Source organism: Halobacillus sp. AWH4_228 (assembly GCF_056158365.1).
Genome location: NZ_JBSWTE010000001.1, coordinates 3,418,706 through 3,437,647, shown reverse-complemented (window position 1 = coordinate 3,437,647; position 18,942 = coordinate 3,418,706). Strand labels below are relative to the sequence as shown.

Sequence of the window (18,942 nt, the reverse complement as noted above, 5' to 3'; positions counted from 1 at the left end):
AAGACTATGATTGAACGTTATACACGCCCGGAAATGGGAGCCATCTGGACGGAAGAAAATCGTTATCAGGCCTGGCTTGAAGTTGAACTGCTGGCTTGTGAAGCATGGAGTGAGCTTGGCATCATTCCCAAGGGAGATGTCGAAAAGCTGCGCGAAAAAGCATCCTTCTCCATCGACCGCATACATGAAATCGAACAGGAAACGCGGCATGATGTTGTAGCCTTTACGCGTGCCGTTTCCGAAACGGTCGGAGAAGAACGTAAATGGGTCCATTACGGACTGACCTCTACGGACGTTGTCGACACCGCCTTGTCCTATCAACTGAAGCAGGCGAACGAAATCATCCGCCGCGACTTGGTCAACTTCATTGATATTCTTGGTGAAAAAGCACAGGAACATAAACACACCGTCATGATGGGCCGTACACACGGAGTCCATGCAGAGCCGACGACATTCGGCTTGAAGATGGCGCTTTATTATGAAGAAATGAAGCGTAACCTTGAGCGTCTCGACCTGGCAATCAAACAGATCGAAGTCGGAAAGCTCTCCGGTGCGGTCGGTACGTATGCCAACATCGATCCTTTTGTCGAAGCGTACGTCTGTGAGAAGCTTGGACTGGCTGCTGCTCCTGTCTCCACGCAGACACTGCAGCGGGACCGCCACGCCCATTACGTGTCCACCCTGGCTTTGATTGCGACATCCATGGAAAAAATCGCTGTAGAAATCCGCGGCCTTCAGAAGACGGAAACGCGTGAAGTGGAAGAGTATTTCGCGAAAGGACAGAAAGGTTCCTCTGCGATGCCCCACAAACGGAACCCGATCGGTTCGGAAAACATGACAGGGATGGCCCGCGTACTGCGTGGAGAAATGATGACCGCGTTTGAAAATGTGCCGCTCTGGCATGAACGGGATATCTCCCACTCTTCTGCCGAACGGATCATTCTTCCGGATGCGACCATTGCCCTGAATTATATGCTGAACCGTTTTGGCAGGCTCGTGAAAAACTTGACGGTCTTCCCAGAGCGTATGCAGGAGAATATGGAGAAAACCTACGGGTTGATTTTCTCCCAGCGTGTGCTGCTTACCCTTATTGACGAAGGCATGGTGCGTGAGGAGGCATACGATCTTGTGCAGCCGAAGGCGATGGAAGCCTGGGAAGAGGGCATTCCGTTCCGTGAGCTGATCGAAGCAGATGAGAAGATCACGTCGACGCTTTCCTCAGAGCAGCTGGATGCCTGCTTTGACTATAAGCACCACCTCAAACAGGTGGACCGTATTTTCGATCGTATTGGTTTGTAATCATCAAGGACCTGCGGATGCAGGTCCTTCCCTAACAAAACAAGTGAGGTGCTGCTTTTATGAAAGGTTCCCTTTTATATGAAGGAAAAGCGAAGCGTGTGTACCATACCGACGATCCTGAACAGTTGATTTTATCCTATAAAGATGACGCGACCGCCTTTAATGGAAAGAAAAAGGAGTCGTTCCCCGGCAAAGGCCGTCTGAACAACCTGATTACCTCAAAAGTCTTTCAATCCTTACATCAACAACACATCAAGACCCACTTCATTCAAGCTTTAAACGAAACCGAGCAGCTCGTCTACAAGACAGATATCGTTCCGCTCGAAGTCGTTGTCCGCAATAAAGCCGCAGGCAGCATCACCCGCCGCCTCGGTATCTCTGAACAGACACTCTTTCAACCACCCATTCTTGAACTCTTTTACAAAAATGATGAACTGGATGATCCGCTGATCAATGATGTCCACGCCTATCATTTGACGGGGATCCGTGAACAGGACCTCACCTTGATCAAGGAACAGGCGCTTCTCATCAATGAGCATCTGAGCAGCATTTTTCAGAAAGCCGGTCTTGAGCTGATCGATTTTAAACTGGAATTCGGTTTCCTCTCTGATGGCCGCCTCGTCCTCTCTGATGAAATATCCCCGGATACGTGCAGGCTCTGGGACTTGGAAACAGGCACAAAAATGGATAAAGACGTTTTTCGTGAAGGGATTGGCAGTTTGACAGATACGTATGAACGGATTTTACAACGACTGGAGGAGAGCGTATGCGCAAAGTAAAGATTCACATTACGTTGAAAGAAGGGGTCCTGGATCCGCAGGGCAAGGCCGTTCAGCATTCCTTGAAATCACTGGAATACAATAACGTTCACGACGTTCGTGTCGGGAAATACATGGAGGTTCTCGTTGATGACAAGGAAGATTTGGAAGCCGAAATCGACAAGATGTGTGATCAGCTTCTCGCCAATCCGGTCATTGAAAACTATACGTATACGATAGAGGAGGCTGGCTGACGTGAAATGTGCCGTCGTCGTCTTTCCAGGATCGAACTGTGACCGTGATATGTACCATGCCGTCAAAGATGAACTTGGTGCAGACGCAGATCTTGTCTGGTATCAGGAAGCGAATCTAGCAGACTATGATGCTGTGTTTCTGCCGGGTGGCTTTTCTTACGGAGATTACCTGCGTTCAGGAGCGATTGCAGCGACTTCTCCCATCGTTGAGCAGATCCGTGCTGCCGCAGAAGCCGGGAAACCGGTGCTTGGCGTATGCAACGGGTTTCAAATTTTATTGGAAACCGGCCTGCTGCCGGGGGCGATGCTGCCGAACGAAAATCTGAAGTTCATGTGTCATACCGAAACGCTGATCGTAGAGAATGCTGATACACCGTTTACGCAGTCGTATAAAGAGAAGGAAGAAATCCAGATTCCCATTGCCCATGGAGACGGCAATTACTTTTGTGACCAGTCAACGCTTGAGCGTCTTCGTAAGAACAAGCAGGTGGTTTTCACTTATCAGACGAACCCGAACGGATCAGCCGGTGATATTGCCGGTATCGTCAATGAGAGAGGCAATGTCCTCGGTATGATGCCGCACCCGGAGCGGGCGGTCGATGCCCTGCTCGGCACTGATGACGGCCTTCGGCTTTTTCAATCGATTTTGACCTATTGGAGGGAACATTATGCCATCAACGCTTGAGATCAGTCCGGAAATGATTGAACAGAACCGTTTATATGCAGACATGGGTCTGACGGATGACGAATACACCTCGGTGGTGAACATTCTCGGCCGCCGTCCGAACTATACAGAAATCGGCTTGTTTTCGGTCATGTGGTCGGAGCACTGCAGCTACAAAAACTCAAAGCCACTGCTGAAGAAGTTTCCGACAGAAGGTTCCCATGTCCTTCAAGGCCCTGGGGAAGGAGCCGGAATCATTGATATCGGAGATGACCAGGCGGTGGTATTCAAGATCGAAAGCCACAACCACCCGTCTGCTGTTGAACCGTATCAGGGGGCAGCGACAGGGGTCGGTGGTATTCTGCGTGATGTATTTTCCATGGGCGCCCGTCCTGTAGCGTTACTGAATTCTCTCCGGTTTGGATCGCTTGAGCGTCCACGGGTGAAATATTTGTTTGAAGAAGTCGTACGCGGCATCGCCGGCTACGGCAACTGTGTCGGTGTGCCGACAGTGGGCGGGGAAGTCCAGTTTGATGATGCCTACAACGGCAATCCGCTCGTCAATGCGATGTGTGTCGGGTTGATTGATCATAAGGATATCCAAAAAGGGATTGCAGCCGGTATCGGAAATACGGTCATGTATGTCGGGGCTAAAACCGGCCGGGACGGGATCCACGGAGCGACCTTCGCTTCTGAAGAATTATCGGAAGAGTCTGAAGAGAAGCGTCCATCGGTCCAGGTCGGCGATCCATTTATGGAAAAGCTGCTGATCGAAGCCTGTCTGGAGGTCATTCATCATGATGCCCTTGTCGGCATTCAGGATATGGGCGCCGCTGGTCTAACTTCCTCCGCCAGTGAGATGGCGAGTAAAGCGGGAACCGGCATGACGATGAATCTTGATCACATTCCCCAGCGTGAGGAGAACATGACGGCTTATGAGATGATGCTGTCGGAATCACAGGAGCGGATGCTTTTAGTGGTTGAGAAAGGCCGGGAAGAGGAAATTGCTGCTGTCTTCCGGAAGTATGATCTTGAAGCCGTTGCGGTCGGTGAAGTGACCGATACGAAGCGCTTCCGCCTTGAACATCACGGGGAAGTGGCTGCGGATGTTCCGGTGGATTCCCTTGCAGAGGATGCCCCGGTCTATCACCAGCCGTCCAAAGTACCGGAGTATTATGAAGAGTTTCAACGTATGGAAGATTACAAGCCGGCCGTGACGGAATATACGAAAACCCTGCTTGCCCTTCTGCAGCAGCCGACGATTGCAAGTAAAGAGTGGGTGTATGACCAGTACGACTACATGGTCCAGACGAACACAGTGGTCTCACCGGGTTCTGATGCCGCGGTACTTCGTGTGCGTGGAACGGACAAGGCGCTGGCCATGACCACGGATTGTAATTCCCGCTACATTTACCTCGACCCGGAAGTGGGCGGCCAGATTGCCGTGGCGGAAGCGGCACGTAATATTGTCTGCTCCGGCGGCCGTCCGCTTGGAATTACGGACGGTCTGAACTACGGATCTCCGGAAAACCCGGAAATTTTCTGGCAGATGGAAAAAAGCGTTGATGGAATGAGTGAAGCCTGCCGCACCCTCGGCACCCCGGTCATCAGCGGGAACGTCAGTCTTTACAACGAATCGTTCGGCGGACAGGCCATCTATCCGACGCCGATTGTCGGCATGGTCGGTTTAATTGAAGATGTCCGCCATATCACACGTTCCCACGCGAAAGCCGCCGGCGACCTCATTTATGTGATCGGGGAAACGAAACCGGAATTCGGAGGAAGCGAGCTGCAGGGGTTGTTGGAAGGCCGGCATTTCGGAAAAGCACCGGAATTGGATTTAGAAGTCGAAGCGCAGCGTCAGAACCAGCTGCTGACAGCGATCCGCTCTGGTCTTGTCGAATCTGCTCATGACCTGTCCGAAGGTGGTCTGGCTGTAGCTCTTGCGGAAACGTTATTCGATCAGGAGTTTGGCTGTGATGTCACGATCGAAGGGGATATCACGACAGCCCTTTTCTCAGAAACCCAGTCCCGTTTCCTTGTGACCATCCATCCGGAAAACAAAGACGCGTTTGAGAAGGCCGCACCTGGAGCGCAGCAGATTGGTACAGTGACGGATAATGGCATGTATACAGTGAAGCAGGAAGACGTTGTGATGGAGGAAAAGACATCTGTGCTGAAAACAGCTTGGAAAGGAGCTCTTTCATGCTTGGTGAAATCAAAGGCTTAAATGAAGAATGTGGGATTTTTGGTGTCTGGGGTCATCCGGATTCTGCCCAGCTGACGTACTATGGTCTCCACGCTCTGCAGCATCGCGGCCAGGAAGGCGCGGGCATTGTAACGACGGATGGCGGGCAGTTGAAGCTTGCCAAGGGACACGGGCTGATCAATGAAGTATTCTCTGAAAACCAGCTGGAAGATCTGCAGGGGCATGCGTCCATCGGTCACGTGCGTTATGCAACAGCGGGAGATGGGGGCTATGAAAATATTCAGCCGCTCCTGTTCCGTTCGCAGACCGGCGGACTTGCCCTTGCCCACAACGGCAACCTTGTGAATGCCCAGGCATTGAAAAACCAGCTGGAAGGACAGGGCAGCATCCTCCAGACGACGTCGGATACAGAAGTCGTCGCCCACCTGATCAAGCGGGCGCGTCATCTGCCGTTGGAGCAGGCCGTTACAGAAGCCCTTTCCATGATCAAGGGAGCGTATGCCTTTTTGTTAATGACCGAAGACCGGATGTTTGTCGCTAACGATCCACGCGGCCTCCGTCCCCTCAGTCTCGGCCATTTAGGGGGAAGCTGGGTGGTTTCTTCAGAAACGTGCGCTTTCGATATCGTCGGTGCGACGTATGAAAGGGAAATCGATCCTGGTGAAATGCTCGTCATTTCTGATGAGGGCATTGATTCCATTCGGTTTTCAGCACCGATCCAGCGGACGCTCTGCTCGATGGAATATGTGTATTTTTCCCGTCCTGACAGCAATGTGGATGGAAAGAATGTCCACGCCTCCCGTAAACGGATGGGCAAAACACTGGCTGAAGAAGCGCCTGTGGATGCGGATGTCGTAACAGGCGTACCGGATTCCAGTATTTCCGCCGCGATCGGATATGCCGAGGCTTCAGGAATTCCTTATGAGCTCGGGCTCATCAAAAACCGTTACGTCGGCCGGACATTTATCCAGCCGTCCCAGGAGCTGAGAGAGCAGGGTGTGAAGATGAAGCTTTCCGCTGTCCGGGGGATCGTTGAAGGGAAAAAGGTCGTCATGGTCGATGATTCCATTGTGCGTGGAACGACCAGCCGGCGGATTGTGAAGATGCTGAAAGAAGCAGGGGCCGCAGAAGTCCACGTCAGAATTGCCTCCCCTCCGATCAAGAATCCGTGCTATTACGGAATCGACACATCCAACAGCGGGGAACTGATCGCCGCGAATCATTCGCTTCAGGAGATGGAAGAACAGATCGGTGCGGACAGCCTCGCCTTTTTATCGACGGAAGGCTTGAATGAGAGCATCTACCAGGGAGAGGAATCCTTGAGGCACGGCGGCTGCATGGCCTGCTTTACCGGGAACTACCCGACCGAAATCTATCCGAACACGATGCATCCATATGAGAAAGCGTAGGGAGGTATACAGATGAGTCAATCCTATAAACAGGCCGGTGTCGATGTTGAAGCCGGTTATGAAGCGGTGGAGCGCATGAAAAAGCATGTCAGCCGGACGATGCGCAAGGAAGTCATCGGCGGACTCGGAGCCTTCGCCGGGTTATTTGATATCAGCGGGATGTCCTACAATCATCCGGTGCTTGTCACAGGAACGGATGGGGTGGGGACGAAGCTCAAACTCGCCTTCCAACTCGATCGTCATGATACGATAGGGGTGGATGTCGTAGCGATGTGCGTCAATGATATTGCGGCGCAGGGAGCGGATCCGCTGCTCTTTCTCGATTATATTGCCTGTGGCAAAAATGACCCCGCCCGTATCGAACAAATCGTCAAAGGCATTGCGGACGGCTGTGAGCAATCAGGTGCTGCGCTTGTAGGTGGAGAAACGGCGGAAATGCCTGGCATGTACGACGCGGATGAATACGACTTGGCCGGCTTTGTCGTCGGTATGGCTGATAAGGACAAGCTGATTACAGGGGCGTCCGTTCAGGAAGGAGACGTCATCATCGGCCTGCCTTCTTCAGGCATCCACTCCAACGGCTTCTCGCTTGTGAGAAAACTCGTGGAGGAGCTTGATTTGGAGCAGGTGTATCCGGGGATGGCCCTGCCGCTCGGGGAAATGCTGTTGACTCCGACTGTCATTTACGTCGATCCGGTCAAAAAACTTCGCGCAGCAGTCGATGTGAAAGGACTGGCCCACGTCACCGGCGGCGGTTTTTATGAAAATCTACCCCGCATGCTTCCGGAAGGTTTCGGAGCTGTTGTTGAGCAGGGCAGCTGGGACGTCCCGCCTGTGTTTCGTTTTTTACAGGAGCAGGGTTCCATCGCGGAAGAAGAGATGTATGGTGTCTTCAATATGGGCATCGGTATGGCAGCGGTCATCAGGGAAGAAGAGGTGGAACAAGCATTATCGGTCTGTCCTGAAGCCAAGGTCATTGGCCGCGTGACTAAGGGCCGGGGGGTGGAGCTGATATGAAGCAGCTGGCGATTTTTGCTTCTGGTACCGGCTCCAACTTTGATGCCATCGTGAAAGCCATTGAAGAAGGGAAGCTTGATGCCCGCGTCGCTCTGCTTGTGTGTGACCGGGTCGGGGCAGCGGTGATTGAAAAAGCCCAGCGTCATGAAATCGATACCGTCGTGTATACACCGAAGATGTTTCCGGATAAAGCTGCCTACGAGGCGTCGATTCTCGAGGACCTGCGCTCCAGGAATGTGGAATGGATTGTCCTTGCCGGTTATATGCGCCTGATCGGACCGACGCTGCTGGCCCCTTACGAAGGAAGGATAATGAACATACATCCGTCCCTTCTTCCGGCCTTTCCAGGAAAAGATGCGATCGGACAGGCGCTCGACAAACAGGTGAAAGTGACAGGCGTGACGGTTCATTTTGTCGACGACGGCATGGACACCGGCCCGATCATTGCCCAGGAGCCTGTCCCTATCTATGATGATGACAGCAGGGAAGACGTTCAGCGCCGCATCCAGACCGTAGAGCACCGCCTTTATCCAGAAGTCATCCAGTCTTTACTACCCAAGGAGGAATACAAATGAAAAAACGCGCCCTTTTAAGCGTATCCAATAAACAGGGGTTAACAGACTTCGCCCGCCGTCTGAATGAGCTTGGTTATGAGCTCGTTTCCACAGGTGGGACAAAACGCACGATAGAAGAAGCGGGCATTCCGGTGCTTTCGATTTCTGAAGTGACCGATTTTCCGGAAATTATGGATGGCCGTGTCAAAACGCTGCATCCGTCTGTCCATGGTGGCCTTCTGGCTAAGCGTTCCAACAAAGAGCATATGGAGCAGCTGGACGAACTGAATATCCAGACCATTGACCTTGTGGCTGTAAACCTGTATCCATTCAAAGAAACAATCGCCAAAGAAGGTGTGACCGAAGCCGAAGCGGTTGAAAACGTCGATATCGGCGGTCCGACAATGCTGCGGGCAGCGGCGAAAAGCTTTGAAGATGTCGCGGTGGTCGTCGATCCATCTGATTATGAAACGGTCGTCGAAGGCCTTAATCAGGGAGAACTTTCTTATGAAGAACGCCGCCGTCTGGCAGCCAAGGTGTTCCGTCATACCGCGAATTATGACAGCATGATTGCTGGGTATTTCTCTGATTTGACGGAAGAGGCTTATCCGGAAACGTATACCGTTACATATGAAAAAGTCCAGTCCCTCCGTTACGGAGAAAATCCGCACCAGAGTGCTGCTTTTTATAAGAAGGCAGCGGTGGAGGGAACATCCCTCGCAGAAGCGGAGCAGCTGAACGGCAAGGAGCTTTCCTATAATAATATCCAGGATGCCAATGCGGCCCTTGAAGTCGTCCTTGAATTCAATGAGCCTGCAGCTGTCGCTGTGAAGCACATGAACCCGTGCGGCGTCGGTGTCGGTGAAAATCTGTATGAGGCCTATGGGAAAGCGTATGAAGGAGATCCCGTTTCCATCTTCGGAGGAATCGTCGCGCTGAACAGGGAAGTCGATGGAGAGACAGCCGCCAAGCTGAAGGAGATTTTCCTTGAAATCATCATCGCTCCATCCTTCAGCCAGGAAGCGCTCGACATTCTCACAAAGAAAAAGAACCTGCGTTTACTCCGGGTGGATATGAAGAAATCCGACCGCCCATCCCATAAGCTGACAAGCGTGAACGGCGGTCTGCTTGTCCAGGATACGGACGAAGGATCGCTGGATCAGGTGGAGTTGGAAGTGGCAACAGATCGTGCGCCGTCCCAGCAGGAAATGGAAGACTTGAAGCTTGGCTGGAAAGTCGTGAAGCACGTCAAATCCAACGCCATCATCGTAGCCAAAGGCGACCGCACGCTTGGCGTCGGGGCCGGTCAGATGAACCGGGTAGGTGCTGCGAAGATTGCTCTTGAGCAGGCGGGTGAAAAAGCAGAGGGCAGCATTCTTGCCTCCGACGCCTTTTTCCCGATGCCGGATACAGTGGAAACGGCGGCAGCGGCCGGTGTCACAGCCATCATCCAGCCGGGTGGATCGAAACGCGACCAGGATTCCATTGATGCCTGCAACAAGCACGGCATCGCCATGGTCTTTACGAAAATGCGTCACTTTAAGCATTAAATACAGAAAGGATGAAGGACAATGAACGTTTTAGTAATTGGACGCGGCGGCCGGGAGCACAGTCTGATCCAGAAACTTGCGGAAAGTGACCGGGTGGAGCGGTTATATGCGGCTCCCGGAAACGCGGGCATGACCGAACAGGCCGAGTGCATCACCATTGATGAAGGAAATCAGGAAGCGCTCGTGGCGTTTGCGAAGGAAAAGGATATTCGCCTGACAATTATCGGCCCGGAAGATCCGCTTGCCGCCGGTCTGGCTGATGCGTTCACAAAGGCCGGTCTTCCTGTGTTTGCCCCGAGCGGCCGTGCGGCCCTCATTGAAGGAAGCAAGCATTTTGCCAAGCAGCTTATGAAAAAATACAACATTCCGACAGCGGATTATGAAGCGTTCACCGATGCGGATAAGGCGAAAGCCTATATCGCTGAAAAAGGCGCGCCAATCGTCGTCAAAGCGGACGGCCTGGCCGCCGGCAAAGGGGTCGTTGTAGCAGAATCCGTCCAAGAAGCAGAGCAGGCCGTTGAAGAAATGCTCGGAGACGGCCGCTTCGGGGAAGCAGGCCGGGAAGTGGTTATTGAGGAGTTCCTGGCTGGAGATGAATTTTCCTTAATGGCCTTCGTTCGTGGAGGAAACGTTTATCCTATGGTTCCGGCAAGAGATCATAAGCGTGCCTTTGAAGGGGACCAAGGCCCAAATACCGGCGGGATGGGCGCATATGCTCCCGTTCCGGCGCTGTCCAGGGCATCCTATGAGACAGCGCTTGAAACGATTGTCCGCCCAGCCGCCGAAGCGATGGTCGAGGAAGATCGATCCTTTACAGGGATTCTCTATGCCGGATTGATTGAAACGAACGAAGGTCCAAAGGTGATTGAATTCAATGCCCGTTTCGGTGATCCGGAAACACAGGTGGTTCTGCCGCTATTGGAAAACGACCTCGTCCAGGTCCTTCTTGACGTTCTTGACGGAAAAGACCCGGGACTTACCTGGAAAAAGCAGTTCTGTGCCGGTGTGGTGGTTGCTTCCAAAGGCTATCCGGGATCCTATGATAAGGGACGTCTCCTTCCAGAGCTGAAAACAGACAAGTCCGCGTTTTTTGTCCATGCCGGAACCGCCCTCGATGAAAAAGGGTATGTATCAAACGGCGGCCGTGTTCTCCTTGCCGGCAGTCTCGGCAGGAATACCGAAGAAGCGCTGGACAAGGCCTACCGCTCTCTTCAAGTATTCGACACGTTTGATGACTTTTTCTACCGCCGGGATATCGGAAGGTCAACTCTTTTTTCTTCGGGAACGGAGAAACACCGCACCTAAAGCGGCAATCGTCCCGATGATCGTGAGAATGACGAAGCCGACATCGGTCACATATTCTAAAAAGTACACGTTCATTCATCCTTTATAAGTAAGAGCGGGGCATGTCCCCGCTCTTTTTATTATCCTGCAGGTTCCTCTTTCTGTTCGTCCTTCTTCTTTTTATAACGGCTGAAAAGATAGAGGAGTGGCAGAAACATCATCGATCATTCCCACCTTTTCAAGCGTCATCCGGCAGGTTCTGTGCCCAGGGTTCTTCTTTTCCGTCTGTCTCTACGGCTGCTGATTCGTATAAAGCAGTGAGAGGACAGAAACGTACGATGCCTTCCGCGATCTTCAAGGAAGCCATTATGATCAGCAGCGGATGGGAGGAAGATCTTTCCTTGCGCGCTCCGCGGATCGTCAAGTACGTCAGCATGCTGAAGCCTGCTGTGATCCGGATCATGCTGTTGATCAGGCCGATATTCGGTTTCATAACAGGTTCCTCCTTAGCAGATTGGAATATCCTGTGTTACGATAGAACATAATGAAATCAGGGAGGTACGCTCCATGAACGAAACACGCTTTCGCTGGCGCAACCGTCAGCTGCGGGAACATGCAGCTGTCATGGACGGGAAAGTGGCGCCGACGAAACTGATTACCCATACAACATACTTGAACGTGTATTTGAAACAGTGGATGACCGGTCACATCTGGATTTACGAAGACCGTATCATATATACGGGACAGGAGCTTCCTGCCCATACAGAAGGAACGGAAGTGATTGATGGCAGGGACAACTGGATCGTCCCGGGTTACATTGAACCGCATGCCCATCCATTCCAGTTATATAATCCCCAGAGCCTTGGAGAATATGCAGCCGCCACGGGAACGACAACGCTCATTAATGACAACTTGATGTGGCTTTTTTTAACGGACAAAGAGAAAGCGTTTTCTCTGCTCGAAGAATTTATGAATCTGCCTGCTTCGATGTACTGGTGGGCGCGCTTTGATCCTCAGTCCGTATTAAAGGATGAGGACAGAGAAGCGTTTGATGAGCAGATCGAATCGTGGATTGAGCACGACGCCGTCATTCAGGGCGGAGAGCTGACGGCCTGGCCGGATGTTTTGTATAACGGGGACGAGCAGATCCTCCACTGGATGCAGGAAACGAAGCGGGCCCGCAAGCCGCTTGAAGCCCACCTGCCCGGCGCATCAGAGAAAACACTGGTGAAGATGCGGCTGCTCGGCATGGATTCCGAGCACGAGTCGATGACGGCTGATGATGTGCTGAACCGCCTCGCCATCGGTTACCAGACAGGACTGCGCTATTCTTCCATCCGTCCGGATCTGCCGGATATTCTGCAGGGACTTATGGAAAAAGGACATCAGCAGTTCGACCACATGATGTATACGACCGACGGATCTACCCCCGGTTTTTATCGTGAAGGACTGATCAATCAGTGTATTCAGATTGCTCTCGATGCCGGTGTTCCGGAAATTGATGCCTATATGATGGCGACATACAATTCCGCCCGTCACTTTACGATCGAAAACCGTGTCGGCAGCCTGAACGCCGGACGCGTCGCTCATTTGAACTTCTTATCAAGCCCGGATAATCCGACGCCCCATTCTGTTCTTGCTAAAGGCGAATGGGTGAAAAAGGATGGACAGGCTGTAGAAACCCTATCTCCTGTAGAATGGAAGAAAAACGGAATCGATAAGCTGAACCTGGACTGGGATCTCACCGAACAGGATCTGCAGTTTTCCATGCCGGTCGGTCTTGAAATGATCAATGACGTCATCATGAAACCTTATGCAGTGGATACGGATACAGGTGTGGAACGTCTGCCGGAGGATCACTCCGAAGGATTTCTCATGTTGATGGACCGTGAAGGTGAATGGAAGGTCAACACGTTGATCAAAGGGTTCACAACCTCACTCGGTGCCCTTGTCAGTTCATACAGCAGTACAGGCGATCTTGTTCTGACCGGAAAATCGAAAGCGGATATGAGGACGGCATTTGCCCGGATGAAAAAAATCGGGGGAGGCATCGTACTCGTCAACAAAGGGGAAGTCATCTTTGAGCTGGCTCTTCCGCTCGGAGGAGTCATGTCCGACAAGCCGATGAATACACTGATGGAAGAAGAAGAAACGTTGAAGAACCATTTGAAAGCCTATGGATTCGCCTTCTCCGATCCTGTTTATACGCTTTTATTCCTGTCTTCGACGCATCTTCCATTTATCCGGATCACACCACTTGGAATCATCGATGTGAAAAAGAAAGAGGTACTCTTTCCTTCAATAATGCGTTAAAATATAAGTGGGATGATCTAAAGGACGTGCATGTATGAAAAAGCTGCTGCTCATCGGTCTGCTTACCGCCGGTCTTATTGGCTGCCAATCAACAGGAGAGACTCCTGGAGAAAAAGCAGCAGAAACCCCTGATCCTGTCCCTGCCGGTGATGTTTTTCCATTAACGGGAGAACCCGGTGCAGGGGATAAATCCGGGCGTGTCCTCGGTGTGATGGTCAACAACCATCCGAAAGCACGGCCGCAGTCCGGGCTCAGTCAGGCAGACCTCGTCTATGAAGTCCTTGCTGAAGGGCAGATCACCCGTTTTCTCGCTTTGTTCCACAGTGATATTCCTGATACAATCGGGCCGGTACGCAGCGCCCGTCCCTATTATTTTGAGCTGGCCTATGGATATGACGCTCTTTACACTTATCACGGAGCTTCCCATTCCATATATCAGCAGCTTGCCGGCACCAGCATGGACGCTGTCGATGGTGCTGTTTATGACAACAATGGCTGGCTTTTCCGCCGTTCCGGTGACCGTCCTGCACCGCACAATTCCTACCTTTGGACAGAAGGACTGGATCGTGTGGTCGGTGAAAAAGGCTTAACCGAGGACGCCCCGCCGGAGGCTTTGTATTTTACAGATGAAAGTCCAAACGGTCGTCCGGTTGATGAGGTGGAAATCACCTATGGCAGCAGGACACAAGTCCGGTGGCAGTATTCCGATCATGGGTTTCTTCGATTCGACGACGGAGAACCGTCTGTGGATCGTTCGACGATGGAACAGATTTCTGCCGATAATGTATGGATGATAGAGGCCCGCCACGAAATCATCGATGAGGCCGGCCGCAGGGAGGTTGATTTGACCTCAGGCGGACGCGGTTTTCTTTTGCAGAAAGGGACGATGAAAGAAGTGGAGTGGCGGAATACAGATGGACGGCTGCTTCCTTATGAAGGGGAAGAGCAGGTGCCGTTCGTCCCGGGAAATACATGGATCAACATTATACCAGAATCCGCAGCGGTTCAATTTTGAGGAGGAATCCGAATGCAAATCGATAAATTGCGCGGAAAAACGCTGGATCAGCTTTTTGAAGCGATTCTTTCACTACAGGATATTGAAGAGTGCTATGAATTTTTTGATGATCTGGCAACGATGAACGAGGTGCAGTCGCTGGCTCAGCGTCTGGAGGTCGCCCGCATGCTGAGAGACGGGTACACCTATCATAAAATTGAAACGGAAACCGGAGCTTCGACAGCGACGATTTCCCGTGTGAAGCGCTGTTTGAACTACGGCAACGACGCCTATACCAAAGCGCTCGACCGTGTCCACGAAAAGCGTACAGAATAGAGAAAAGACTGCCATAACGGCAGTCTTTATTTTTTTATGTGTGTGTTTGGTCACGTTCCGCTTGTCGGTGGATGCTTGCCGCGGGCCCGGCCTCAGCTAACTTGGTCAGGAAAACCGCCTGTCCAAGTGGATCTTCGGCTCGTGCTGTTCCCGCAGGCGTCACCACCGAACGCTCCTCGTGACAGTCAAATAATGAGCGTGAAAGAGGGATGAACCTTAGGGCCATAGGATGAAAATCCCGATACCATCCCCACTGAATTCAAAAAGAAGGAGTAGGCAGACATCAATATTATAAGTGTGTTAATAGGAAGAAATAGACAGATGGATTTTCATACCGTGGTTTTCCTGAGAAGTTCATCTGCTGAAAGAATGGCTGGTGTCTGGTCACGTTCCGCTTGTCGGTGGATGCTTGCTTAGGGCCCGGCCTCAGCTGACTTGGTCAGGAAAACCGTCTGTCCAAGTAGATCTTCGGCTCGTGCTGTTCCCTTAGTCTTCACCACCGAACGCTTTTCCGTGACGGCGGTCTTTTTTTCGTCTTCTAAAAACACTCGACCCGCATAGAATGGGGTGAGGGGGACGGGCCTGTGAAAGAGATGGTGAAGAAAGGGATCATGATCGTAGCCGGAAGCTTGATTCTTTCGCTCGGCATCAACTTTTTTCTTATTCCCGACCATGTCCTCGACGGTGGGATCATCGGTATCGGTATGATCGCCAATTACATATGGGGGATGAAAGTGGGGCTGACGATCATCTGCTTCAGCATCCCGATTTTCACCCTTGCCTGGTTTCATTTCCGCATGTACTTTTACAACAGCCTGCACGGCCTGTTGGTTTCCTCGTTTTCCATTGATGTGCTTCAGGGACTGCGTGCTTATCATCTGCCGCTCGACCCTGCCATCAGCTCGATCATCGGCGGGGCCCTTGTCGGCGGGGGGATCGGTTTGATGCTCCGGCACCATACGAGCACCGGCGGGACGGATCTTCTTGCTCAGATGATCGCTGACTGGATGAAGGTAAATGTCGGATTCGTTATTCTGGCCATCGATGCGGTCATCATCGGGGCGGGAGGGCTGCTGTTTTCGATGGAAACGCTGCTTCTTTCCGCCATTACGATTTTGAGTGTCGGTCTTGTTACGATGACGTTCACCTCTTCCCGTCTCCTTCCTGAACATCCTGCCTCTTAATTTAGTAAGGCGGCCGAGAACATTCTCGGCCGCTTTTTTTGTTTGGCAGCCGGATTTTCCCGGTCGTTCTTTCACAGAATATTTACACTCTGAGGGAAACCCTCAACCCGGTGCCGAAATTTTGTTATAATCGACTAATGGATAACTGTTGTTTTGGAGGCCGGAAATGTACAATATAAGCAAGTGGGATCATGTGTTCAAACTGGATCCAAATAAAACGATTTCGGAAAAAGACTTGAAGGACATCTGCACATCCGGTACGGACGCGGTGATGATCGGCGGTACCGATGGGGTAACGTTTGAAAATGTTACCGATCTGCAGGAGCGGGTGGAGGCGTACAACGTCACCTGTGTGTTGGAAGTGTCCGATGTGGAAGCCGTTGCTCCGGATTTTGACGCTTATTTCATTCCGATGGTGCTGAACAGTGAAGATAAAAAGTGGATGCTTGATGTGCAGCATCAAGCAGTCAAAGAATACAGCGATATGATCAACTGGACGGCTATGCTGACGGAAGGCTACTGTGTCCTGAATCCCGAAGCGAAAGTTTTTCAAAAAACGTCCTGTTCTCTGCCGGATCAAGCGGACGTGCTGGCATATGCCCGGATGGCCGAGCATCTTTTCCGCCTCCCGGTTTTTTATATGGAATACAGCGGGACCTATGGTGATCCGGCTCTCGTAAAAGAAGTGGCGGATGTGCTGGAGGGGACTACGCTCGTATACGGCGGCGGTATCCGGACGATGCAGCAGGCAGCAGAAATGGCAGCCCAGGCAGACGTCGTCGTCATTGGGAATGTCATCTATGAAGATATACAAGTGGCGCTTCAAACGGTGGAAGCAGTCAAATCAACAAAGAAGAAGGATGGTGGACGTTCATGACTCAGGCGTTGAATGCTTTGATTCAAGGTTTGAATACAGAACAGCGCAATGCGGTAATCCATACAGAAGGCCCGCTGCTCATTATGGCAGGTGCCGGAAGTGGTAAGACAAGGGTGCTGACCCATCGGATTGCCTACTTACTCAGTGAAAAAGATGTAGCGCCGCGCAACATTCTGGCGATTACGTTTACAAACAAGGCCGCGCGCGAGATGAAAGAGCGTGTAGAATCCCTTGTCGGGAAAGACGGCGAAAAAATATGGATGTCGACGTTCCACTCGATGTGTGTCCGGATCTTACGACGGGACATCGACCGGATCGGCTATGACCGCAACTTCTCGATTCTGGATTCCAGTGACCAGCTTTCTGTCATCAAGCAGGTGCTGAAGGAACTGAACCTGGATCCGAAGAAGTGGGATCCACGGGCGATGCTCGGGGCGATCAGTAATTCGAAAAACGAACTGATGACGGCTGAAGATTATGCCAACCAGGCCGGCAGTACCCATGAGGAACAGGTGGCTGAAGTGTACAAAGGCTATCAGAAAAAGCTGCGTAAAAACCAGTCGCTCGATTTCGACGACCTGATCATGCAGACGCTCCGTTTGTTTGATGAAGTGCCGGAAGTGCTGGAAACGTATCAGCGCCGCTTCCAGTATATCCATGTCGATGAGTACCAGGATACGAACCACGCGCAGTACCAGCTCGTCAAGCATCTGGCGAGCCGGTATCAGAACCTGTGTGTTGTCGGGGATTCCGACCAGTCGATTTATGCGTGGCGCGGAGCGGATATTCAAAACATCCTCAACTTTGAAAGTGACTACCCGAAAGCACGGACCATCCTGCTGGAGCAGAATTACCGTTCCACAGAATTGATTCTCGATGCGGCCAACAACGTGATTGATAAAAACTCCGGCCGCAAGCCGAAGCGCCTCTGGACCGATAATAAAGGCGGCGAAAAGATTCACTATCATCAGGCTGGCACAGAGCGTGAGGAAGCCCTTTTCGTCACCGATAAAATCGGCGACCTCGTAAGACAGGGGAAGTTCCGCTATCAGGATACGGCGATCCTGTACCGGACGAACGCCCAGTCGCGTACGATTGAGGAGACATTCGTCAAAGCGGGCATCCCGTACCAGATGATCGGCGGTACGAAGTTCTACGATCGTAAGGAAATCAAGGATCTTCTTGCCTACCTGCGTCTCATTGCCAACCCGAACGATGATCTGAGCTTCCAGCGTGTGATCAACGAACCGAAGCGCGGGGTTGGAAAAACGAGTATGGATAAAATGATGGCCTATGCGGCCGATCACGATATTTCGCTGTATGAAGCAGCGGCGGAAGTCGATTTCGTCGGGGTCAGCGCCAAAGCAGCCAAGGCGATTATGAGCTTCCGCAAAATGGTCCAGAACTGGAGCGAGCAGCAGGAGTTCCTGTCAGCGACCGATATGGTGCAGCAGGTGATCGATAAAACCGGCTATGAAGAGATGCTCATGAACGAAAAAAGCATCGAAGCCCAGAGCCGTCTGGAAAACATTGAAGAATTCAAATCCGTAACGAAGAACTTTGAAGAAAATGCCGAAGATAAAACCTTGGTGGCGTTCTTGACGGATCTTGCGCTGATTGCGGATATCGATTCCATGAATGAGGACCCTAGTAGTGATGACACGGTCACACTTATGACGCTTCACTCCGCGAAGGGTCTTGAGTTTCCTGTCGTCTTTCTCATCGGGATGGAGGAGAATGTCTTCCCGCACAGCCGTGCATTGATGGATGAGGAAGAGATGGAAGAGGAACGCCGCCTCGCTTATGTAGGGATTACCCGTGCTGAGAAGCAGCTGTTTTTGACCCATGCGAAAATGCGTACGTTGTATGGACGGACGAACATGAACCCGATCAGCCGGTTCATCCATGAAATTCCGGAAGAGCTCGTCGACGGACGCGAGCAGAAGGAAGAGCTGCCGTTTTTCAATAAGAAGCGTGAAACGAGCCCGTTTGGGAGACAGACCCAGGAGCCGCCGAAGCGTTCTGCCAAGAAACCGAAGAAGACGGAATCGACCGGCGGAGAGAAGATCGGCTGGCAGCCTGGTGATAAAGCGACACACAAAAAATGGGGAACCGGCACCGTCGTCAAAGTGCAGGGTGAGGGAGATGCGCTTGAGCTCGACATCGCGTTCCCGGCACCGACAGGCATTAAGCGGCTGCTTGCCCGTTTTGCTCCGATTACGAAAGCGTAAGGAAGTGAA

19 protein-coding genes are annotated in these 18,942 nt (G+C 51.9%); 16 read left to right on the top strand and 3 right to left on the bottom strand.

The window, feature by feature from the left end:
• The first annotated feature begins 6 nt into the window (after positions 1 to 6).
• Genes purB through purD form a run of 10 tightly spaced genes read left to right on the top strand, consistent with a single transcriptional unit; the run spans position 7 to position 11,019 of the window.
• Positions 7 to 1,299 carry an adenylosuccinate lyase gene (purB, locus tag ACXADP_RS17815; protein ID WP_474972058.1) on the top strand — a complete coding sequence of 431 codons (1,293 nt, stop codon included), beginning with the start codon at positions 7 to 9 and terminating at the stop codon, positions 1,297 to 1,299.
• A gap of 59 nt (positions 1,300 to 1,358) precedes the next feature.
• On the top strand, positions 1,359 to 2,078 hold the full coding sequence (purC, locus tag ACXADP_RS17810) for a phosphoribosylaminoimidazolesuccinocarboxamide synthase (protein ID WP_474967393.1): 720 nt from the start codon (positions 1,359 to 1,361) through the stop codon (positions 2,076 to 2,078).
• Entirely contained in the window at positions 2,066 to 2,311 is a 246-nt protein-coding gene (purS, locus tag ACXADP_RS17805; RefSeq protein ID WP_027955719.1) for a phosphoribosylformylglycinamidine synthase subunit PurS, read from the top strand. Before purC ends, purS begins: the two co-directional genes overlap by 13 nt.
• Before the next feature lies 1 nt (position 2,312).
• Positions 2,313 to 2,996: a phosphoribosylformylglycinamidine synthase subunit PurQ gene (purQ, locus tag ACXADP_RS17800; RefSeq protein ID WP_474972057.1), complete on the top strand. Its 684-nt coding sequence runs from the start codon at positions 2,313 to 2,315 to the stop codon at positions 2,994 to 2,996.
• Entirely contained in the window at positions 2,980 to 5,205 is a 2,226-nt protein-coding gene (gene purL, locus ACXADP_RS17795; RefSeq protein WP_474972056.1) for a phosphoribosylformylglycinamidine synthase subunit PurL, read from the top strand. The genes purQ and purL overlap by 17 nt, the downstream gene beginning before the upstream one ends.
• Positions 5,181 to 6,593, top strand: a complete 1,413-nt coding sequence (gene purF / locus ACXADP_RS17790; RefSeq protein WP_474972055.1) for an amidophosphoribosyltransferase — start codon at positions 5,181 to 5,183, stop codon at positions 6,591 to 6,593. Before purL ends, purF begins: the two co-directional genes overlap by 25 nt.
• Before the next feature lie 12 nt (positions 6,594 to 6,605).
• Complete coding sequence (gene purM, locus ACXADP_RS17785) at positions 6,606 to 7,610, top strand: phosphoribosylformylglycinamidine cyclo-ligase (protein ID WP_474972054.1); 1,005 nt, start codon at positions 6,606 to 6,608, stop codon at positions 7,608 to 7,610.
• Positions 7,607 to 8,185, top strand: coding sequence for a phosphoribosylglycinamide formyltransferase (gene purN / locus ACXADP_RS17780; RefSeq protein ID WP_474972053.1), 579 nt, complete (start codon positions 7,607 to 7,609; stop codon positions 8,183 to 8,185). The genes purM and purN overlap by 4 nt, the downstream gene beginning before the upstream one ends.
• Entirely contained in the window at positions 8,182 to 9,714 is a 1,533-nt protein-coding gene (gene purH, locus ACXADP_RS17775; RefSeq protein ID WP_474972052.1) for a bifunctional phosphoribosylaminoimidazolecarboxamide formyltransferase/IMP cyclohydrolase, read from the top strand. The genes purN and purH overlap by 4 nt, the downstream gene beginning before the upstream one ends.
• A gap of 21 nt (positions 9,715 to 9,735) precedes the next feature.
• Positions 9,736 to 11,019 carry a phosphoribosylamine--glycine ligase gene (purD, locus tag ACXADP_RS17770; RefSeq protein ID WP_474972051.1) on the top strand — a complete coding sequence of 428 codons (1,284 nt, stop codon included), beginning with the start codon at positions 9,736 to 9,738 and terminating at the stop codon, positions 11,017 to 11,019.
• Here purD and ACXADP_RS17765 read toward each other — a convergent pair.
• Both ACXADP_RS17765 and ACXADP_RS17760 read right to left on the bottom strand, forming a co-directional pair.
• Positions 10,978 to 11,088 (bottom strand): EYxxD motif small membrane protein, encoded by a 111-nt coding sequence (locus ACXADP_RS17765; RefSeq protein WP_169516209.1) that lies wholly within the window; start codon positions 11,086 to 11,088, stop codon positions 10,978 to 10,980. The two genes, purD and ACXADP_RS17765, sit on opposite strands and share 42 nt — an antisense overlap.
• Positions 11,089 to 11,236: 148 nt before the next feature.
• Positions 11,237 to 11,491, bottom strand: coding sequence for a YgaP family membrane protein (locus tag ACXADP_RS17760; RefSeq protein WP_474972050.1), 255 nt, complete (start codon positions 11,489 to 11,491; stop codon positions 11,237 to 11,239).
• Positions 11,492 to 11,565: 74 nt separating this feature from the next.
• Between ACXADP_RS17760 and ACXADP_RS17755 the strand changes: the two genes are divergently transcribed.
• Genes ACXADP_RS17755 through ACXADP_RS17745 form a run of 3 tightly spaced genes read left to right on the top strand, consistent with a single transcriptional unit; the run spans position 11,566 to position 14,641 of the window.
• A complete protein-coding gene (locus ACXADP_RS17755; protein WP_474972049.1) occupies positions 11,566 to 13,311 on the top strand; it encodes an adenine deaminase C-terminal domain-containing protein in 1,746 nt (581 codons plus the stop codon).
• A gap of 34 nt (positions 13,312 to 13,345) precedes the next feature.
• Positions 13,346 to 14,326, top strand: coding sequence for a DUF3048 domain-containing protein (locus ACXADP_RS17750; protein WP_474972048.1), 981 nt, complete (start codon positions 13,346 to 13,348; stop codon positions 14,324 to 14,326).
• A gap of 12 nt (positions 14,327 to 14,338) precedes the next feature.
• Positions 14,339 to 14,641, top strand: coding sequence for a YerC/YecD family TrpR-related protein (locus ACXADP_RS17745; RefSeq protein ID WP_027955730.1), 303 nt, complete (start codon positions 14,339 to 14,341; stop codon positions 14,639 to 14,641).
• Positions 14,642 to 14,675: 34 nt separating this feature from the next.
• Here ACXADP_RS17745 and ACXADP_RS17740 read toward each other — a convergent pair whose 3' ends face one another.
• Entirely contained in the window at positions 14,676 to 14,807 is a 132-nt protein-coding gene (locus ACXADP_RS17740) for a hypothetical protein (RefSeq protein WP_474972047.1), read from the bottom strand.
• Between the two features lie 427 nt (positions 14,808 to 15,234).
• Here ACXADP_RS17740 and ACXADP_RS17735 point away from each other — a divergent pair, with 427 nt between their 5' ends.
• From ACXADP_RS17735 to pcrA, 3 genes are all read left to right on the top strand, one after another.
• Complete coding sequence (locus ACXADP_RS17735; RefSeq protein WP_474972330.1) at positions 15,235 to 15,825, top strand: YitT family protein; 591 nt, start codon at positions 15,235 to 15,237, stop codon at positions 15,823 to 15,825.
• A 166-nt stretch (positions 15,826 to 15,991) separates the two neighbouring features.
• The gene (pcrB, locus tag ACXADP_RS17730; RefSeq protein WP_474967404.1) at positions 15,992 to 16,702 is read left to right on the top strand and encodes a heptaprenylglyceryl phosphate synthase; all 711 of its coding nucleotides are present in this window, start codon (positions 15,992 to 15,994) and stop codon (positions 16,700 to 16,702) included.
• A complete protein-coding gene (gene pcrA, locus ACXADP_RS17725; RefSeq protein ID WP_474967405.1) occupies positions 16,699 to 18,933 on the top strand; it encodes a DNA helicase PcrA in 2,235 nt (744 codons plus the stop codon). The genes pcrB and pcrA overlap by 4 nt, the downstream gene beginning before the upstream one ends.
• Positions 18,934 to 18,942 lie beyond the last annotated feature (9 nt).